Below are 3,226 nucleotides of genomic sequence, written 5' to 3'. Positions count from 1 at the left end.
GCACCCGCAGCCCGTTGGCATCGATCGTGGTCGCGCCGTCCGCCTCGTCGCTCGCACCCGCGCCGATCGCGGCGATCACGCCGTCCCGCAGCAGCAGATCGGTCGTGCTGCCGTCGGGCAGTGTCGCCCCGCGGATCAGGTAGCACTCGCTCGATGCCCTCGTCACTGTCCCGCTCCTCCTGTGCTCGTCGGTACTCGCTGCGCTCCGGTCCTCACTCACTGCTGCACTCCTGTGCTTGTCGGTCGCGCAGCGACGCTCGCTCCGGTCCTCGCTCCGCTCCGGTCCTCACTCACTGCTGCACTCCGGTTCCGCCCTCGGAGCCTCCGAGCAGCATGTACAGCACCGCCATCCGTACGGCCACGCCGTTCGTCACCTGCTCCAGGATCACGGCTTGCGCGGAGTCCGCGGCCTCCGCTGAGATCTCGAGCCCACGGTTCATCGGGCCGGGGTGCATCACGAGCGCATCGCCACCGAGCGCCGCGAGCCGCTTGCGGTCGAGGCCGAACTTGCGCGAGTACTCCTGCGGTGAGGGGAAGAACCCGCCGCCGGCTGCACTCATCCGCTCGCGCTGCACACGCAGCATCATGATGGCGTCCGCACCTGCGGAGATCGCACCGTCCAGGTCGTAGGACACCGTGCACGGCCACGTCTGCACGCCGACCGGCAGCAGCGTGGGCGGGCTCACGAGCGTGACCTCGGCGCCGAGAGTGTGCAGCAGGTCCACGTTGGAGCGCGCCACCCGCGAGTGGAGGACGTCACCGACCACCAGCACCCGGACGCCGCTGAGGTCCGCACCGATCGCCTCCTCGCCGCGCAGGCGCCGCCGCATCGTGTACGCGTCCAGCAGAGCCTGCGTCGGGTGCTGGTGCTTCCCGTCGCCTGCGTTGATCACCGGTGCATCGATCCACCCCGAGGTCGCGAGCCGGTACGGGGCGCCCGAGGCCGAGTGCCTGATGATCACGCCGTCAGCGCCCATCGCCTGCAGGGTCTGGGCCGTGTCCTTGAGCGACTCCCCCTTCGAGACGCTGGACCCCTTGGCGGAGAAGTTGATGACGTCCGCCGACAGCCGCTTCGCGGCGGCTTCGAACGAGATCCGCGTGCGCGTGGAGTCCTCGAAGAACAGATTGACGATCGTCTTGCCTCGCAGCGGCGGGAGCTTTTTGATCTCGCGCTGCTGCGTGGCGGCCATCGTGGCGGCGGTGTCGAGAATCGCGACGGCGTCCTCGCGGCTCAGGTCCTTGGCCGAGAGCAGGTGTCGGATCACGTCGCCTCCTCGCCGCGGTCGATCGCGACCTCGTCGACACCGTCGACCTCGGACAGACGCACACCGACGTGCTCAGACGCGGCGGTGGGGAGGTTCTTACCCACGTAGTCGGCTCGGATCGGGAGCTGTCGATGACCACGGTCCACCAGCACCGCGAGCTGGATCGCTCGTGGGCGACCGACGTCGGAGATCGCATCGAGCGCTGCACGCACGGTCCGCCCGGAGAACAGCACGTCGTCCACGAGCACGACCACCTTGTCGTCGATCCCGCTCGGGGGGATCGTGGTGGCCTCAATCGCCCGAACCGGATTCCGGCGCAGGTCATCGCGGTGCAGCGTGATATCGATCGTGCCCACGAACTGGTCGAGCTCGTCCTCGCGGCCGTCGGCCTGGAGCACGCGCTCTCCGAGTCGCCGTGCGAGGTCCGCGCCACGCGTCGGGATCCCGAGCAGCACCACGCCGGCGGAGCCGTTGTTGCGCTCGAGGATCTCGTGGGCGATGCGCGTCAGTGCGCGTGCGATGTCGCTCTCGTCGAGAACGACGCGCTCGGTGCCGCCGGAGCGCGCGGGGGTGCCAGAAGTCATCCGGCCGTTCCTCCTTCCCCGCCTCACGGGACGGGCTTAAAGGTGGTGGTTGCCGCCGCCGACATTACCCCACTAGCGGTCCGGGTCGATCACCGACGCGAGCAGATGGGTGAGCACTGCGGGTGCCTGGTCACGCGGCATCGCCTCCAGCGTGGCCATCACGCCGGCGAGCCGCTCGGGCAGCCCGTTCGCCGCGACCCGAGCCACCAGCGCCGGGTCCGGAGTGGGTGGCTCTATGCCGCGGACCACGTCGGCCGCTTCGGCGATCGCGTCACCCAGGGCGTCGACCACCTGCAACGAGACGGGTGTGAGCGTGGCGTGGGCCGACCGCAGCAGTAAGGTGCCGTCCGGCTGCGCATAGGCGGGCTGGGCCTGCAGCAGGAACCCGCGGGCCCGCACCTCGTCGACGAGGAGGAACGGGTCCACTCCGCCCTCCCCCGCGGCTGTCACAGCGAGCAACGGGCCCGCTGGCGAACCGGTGATCGCGAGCCCGTCCACGCGCTCGAGTCGGGTCGCGAGCTGCCGGGCCGCCTCCGCTGTACGGCCGACCAGTTCCGCGTAGCCGCCCACGCCGAGCGCTTGCGTCACGGCCCAAGCGGCGGCCAGAGCTGTCGCCGACCTGCTGCCGAGCACCGTCGGGTTGACAACGGGATATCCCGGCCAGGAGGCAGTGGCGAAGTACTGCGCACGGTGACGCTCCCGACCTCGGTAGAGCACGACCGAGGCGCCCTTGGGCGCGAAGCCGTACTTGTGCAGGTCCGCCGACATCGAGGTCACACCCGGAACGGAGAAATCCCACGGCGGAAGTGGGTCCGGCCACCACGGCAGCACCATGCCCCCGATGCACGCATCGACGTGCAGATCCACCCCTCGCGCGTCGCACCCGGCCGCGATGTCGGTGACCGGGTCCAGCGCGCCGGTCGGGTAGCTCGGGGCGCTCACCACCGCAAGGGCCACGTCGGCGTGCTCGTCGAGTGTCGCCAGGAACCTGTCCGGATCCACAGCGCCGCTGCTCTCGACCGGAACCTCGACGATGCCCATGTCCAGGTAGGCGACGGCCTTGCGGAAGGCGGGGTGCGCCGTCGTCGGCATCAGGAGGAGAGAGCGACCTGAGCCAGAACCTGTGGAGGTGAGTCGGTCGCGAGCCGACTTGACGGCCAACAGGCACGACTCGGTGCCGCCCGAGGTGACGGAACCGACCACCTCGCTGCCGCCGTGCAGCGCATCCCGCGTGAATGCGACGAGATCCCGTTCGAGGACTGCGACCGAGGTGAACGTCGTCGGGTCGAGTCCGTTCACCGGGAGGAACAGCGCTGCTGCCTCCTGTGCGAGCGCGTCCAGGTCGGCGCGGCCGCTGTCGTACACATACGAGAGCAC

Annotated in this window: 3 protein-coding genes; all 3 read right to left on the bottom strand. The window is 70.0% G+C overall.

The window, feature by feature from the left end:
• Positions 1–290: 290 nt before the first annotated feature.
• A complete protein-coding gene (locus ACOJSN_RS22575) occupies positions 291–1,262 on the bottom strand; it encodes an aspartate carbamoyltransferase catalytic subunit (protein WP_420114734.1) in 972 nt (323 codons plus the stop codon).
• The gene (pyrR, locus tag ACOJSN_RS22570) at positions 1,262–1,849 is read right to left on the bottom strand and encodes a bifunctional pyr operon transcriptional regulator/uracil phosphoribosyltransferase PyrR (protein WP_420114733.1); all 588 of its coding nucleotides are present in this window, start codon (positions 1,847–1,849) and stop codon (positions 1,262–1,264) included. The genes ACOJSN_RS22575 and pyrR overlap by 1 nt, the downstream gene beginning before the upstream one ends.
• 72 nt (positions 1,850–1,921) lie before the next feature.
• The coding region (locus tag ACOJSN_RS22565; RefSeq protein ID WP_420114732.1) for a pyridoxal phosphate-dependent decarboxylase family protein at positions 1,922–3,226 on the bottom strand (1,305 nt) is incomplete at its 5' end.

This window comes from Pseudactinotalea sp. (assembly GCF_048594945.1).
In the GTDB taxonomy this organism is placed as follows: domain Bacteria; phylum Actinomycetota; class Actinomycetes; order Actinomycetales; family Beutenbergiaceae; genus Pseudactinotalea.
The sequence above is the reverse complement of the archived record's forward strand: the minus strand, read 5'-3'. Positions and strand labels throughout refer to the sequence as shown.